This window comes from Fluviicola sp., assembly GCF_030151805.1.
Lineage (GTDB): Bacteria > Bacteroidota > Bacteroidia > Flavobacteriales_D > Crocinitomicaceae > Fluviicola.
On record NZ_JASLCN010000383.1, the window covers coordinates 1 to 2,652 of the forward strand.

3 protein-coding genes are annotated in these 2,652 nt (G+C 40.1%); all 3 read right to left on the bottom strand.

What is annotated here, in order from left to right:
• A partial coding sequence (locus Q1V93_RS14480) for a lytic transglycosylase F (protein WP_300665644.1) occupies positions 1 to 1,021 on the bottom strand: 1,021 nt, incomplete at its 3' end.
• A 34-nt stretch (positions 1,022 to 1,055) separates the two neighbouring features.
• Entirely contained in the window at positions 1,056 to 1,631 is a 576-nt protein-coding gene (locus Q1V93_RS14485) for an ACP phosphodiesterase (protein ID WP_300665646.1), read from the bottom strand.
• Positions 1,632 to 1,685: 54 nt separating this feature from the next.
• Entirely contained in the window at positions 1,686 to 2,516 is an 831-nt protein-coding gene (locus tag Q1V93_RS14490; RefSeq protein ID WP_300665647.1) for an NAD-dependent deacetylase, read from the bottom strand.
• Positions 2,517 to 2,652: the final 136 nt, after the last annotated feature.

The window sequence follows — 2,652 nt, forward strand, 5'->3', positions numbered from 1 at the left end:
CTCCAAAGGCTCTCGCATTCGGATTGAATTTACTTTCGTGGAAGATCAAAGCAGCTACCAAACGCCAGTCGATGTTGTACTTAGTGCCTTCTGCTTTCAGAATGGCATCAAACGGAGAAATGGTTCCTCTACGCGATTTGAAGTTGATTTCGCCGCCGATAGAGCTTCTGATTTGTTCGAAGTATTTGCGCTTGATGTATGAAAATGATTCACGTTTGATGAACTTCGCCAGCCAGATATTCAATCTTTTCTGAAGAATCGGTGATTTTTTGTTGAGTCCGAAGGCAATGTTCTGTTTGAAAGAAATCGGAAGACTTACATCCAGATTATCGTAAAAACGCTCGTTGATTTCCGCTACATTTCGTTCTGAAACGGTATAATCAATGACTCCGTCAGATACTTGTTCGATTAATTCTTCAACGCCTTCCTGAGCCTGAGTAGGGCGAATCATAATCGTATCTCCGATTTCGTCCTCTAAATGAAGTAAGCGTGTATAATAACTGGATTTTTCCCAAACAACGACTTTTTTATTCGCAAGCTGAATCGGATCGCTGATAAAAGTAACTTTCTGATCCTTGGTTTCAGGAGTAGATTTTCGTTGAACGAGAACCTGGTTGGTTTGCAAAAACGGAATGGAAAAGTTGATTTCGGAGCGGCGTTCGCGGGTAACGGTGTAATTACAAGCCACAATATCGCCTTCCCCGCGGTTCAAAATGTCGTTGATTTCATCCAGGTTGTTGACGATCTTGACTTCGAGCGCAACGCCCAGATCTTCTGCAAATTCTTTCAGGATTTCATATTCGAATCCCATTTTTTTGCCTTTGTAAATAAAGAAGGAAGTGGAGCTGTTTTCTGCCAGAACAACCAGGCTGCCACGTTTGTAGATTCCCGGAAGATCGAAGTCATGAGCATTCAGCGGTTTCTTTCTTAAATCTATTTTTTCGGAAGAACAGGCTGCCAAAACGATGGTGGCTGCGAGAAAAAACAAACGAAGAATTCCAGTGTTGGCTTGTTGCATCATATTCAAACTTACGAACAAATAACGACAAAAAAGACTAAACCTTTCCCTTTAAATATTCATTTGCATCGCGCATATATTCATGAAAGCAACTAGTAATTTCGTTCTGAAACGTGTAAAACACCGTGTGGCCGTTCTTTAACGCGTTCTCAAAAGATAGTTTGTTGCTAACTCCCTGACACATACGGAATAATCCTTCTTCTGTCGGATAATAACTGATCCAGTTGCGTTCAATCAACAGATTGATAAAGTGTTTAAAATCTGATGGATAAGGCTCCTTGCTTAAATCTATTTTTGAATAGAAATCAGCCAAAAAATCCGGAAGTTTCGTAGAATGATATTGCTCCCAGTTTTTTGCCAGCAAGTGGTCGAAATAAATATCAATGGCAATCGGAGCAACTTTTGGAAGGGAAGCTCTGATTTGATGGATGAGATGGAGTACTTCGTAATGATGATCGATGAAATGATCAATTTTCCGGTGAAGCAAAACACCTTGCTGAATGTATTCCGGGTATTCCAGGTATTTTTTGCCTTTGACAAAATCACCGAACAAATTGGCCACTGCCAATTGCGGATCATTGTTTGAAAAATAGATATGCCCGAGATAGTTCATGAACTTAAATGTAAGATTAATTCGGTTTGAGTAGAATTATTTGATCATTTCTTCTTACCACCACTTTTCCAGGTCATTCTTTAATTCAGTCAGAAAAGGAGAAGTTTCCTGCCGGATGCTGATTCCATTCTTTTTGCCTTCAAGCAATTTACTGAAATAACTGTCTTCAATATTCACTTCAACGACCATTCCATTTTTAGAAAGCACATTTTCCGTAATCGTTCGTGGCAGATTAGTAGCACCTGAAGTTCCTAAAATAAACAAGATTCCGGTTTCTTTAGAAATCCGGAGAACGCTGTCTCTTTTGTAATACTTTTCATCATAATACTCGTCGAACCACAATACATGCGGACGCAAATCTTCCCCACATCGCGGACAGCGCAATGCAGCCCATTCAGCATCCGTGATAAGATCTTTATTCCTGTTTTCCAGGGGAATCTCTTTTGGAAATGGATACAATGCATTGGAGCATTCATCACCACATCTGACAAAATCAAAATCTCCGTGAATCAGGAAAGTTCTGTCTTCCGAACTTCCGGCTTTGCGGTGAAGACTGTCGACATTCTGAGAAATCAATGCAAACTGATCCGTCAGAAGTTCCTCCATTTCTTTGAGCATGTAATGACTTTGATTGGGTTTCGCAGCTTCCGTAATGGATTTCCGGTATAGAAACCACTTCCAAACTTCCTGTGAAGCTACCTGAAACATGCGGTATGTCCCGATTTCTTCTGCCTTATAGTTTTTTGAACCGGAAACCCAATAACCGTCTTTTCCTCTGAAAGTGGGAATTCCGCTTTCGGCAGATAAGCCCGCTCCAACTAAGAAAGAAATCCGTTTATTTTTGTCCTTGCAGAATTTCAGTTGTTCAATGATTCGGTCGTTCATAGATTTTATGTTGTAGATCTTTTAGTATTAGTGCTTTAAACTTATATGAGAATCTAAAGATTCTTTGCGGCCTTTGCATCTTGGCGTTTGTTTAATCAAAATTCAGATTAAACGCAAAGTAGCGAAGAGCGCAAAG

Bases quoted from the DNA above. Each gene is read 5' to 3' on its own strand.
- Q1V93_RS14485 (WP_300665646.1), bottom strand. From the start codon at position 1,631: ATGAACTATCTCGGGCATATCTATTTTTCAAACAATGATCCGCAATTG.
- Q1V93_RS14490 (WP_300665647.1), bottom strand. From the start codon at position 2,516: ATGAACGACCGAATCATTGAACAACTGAAATTCTGCAAGGACAAAAAT.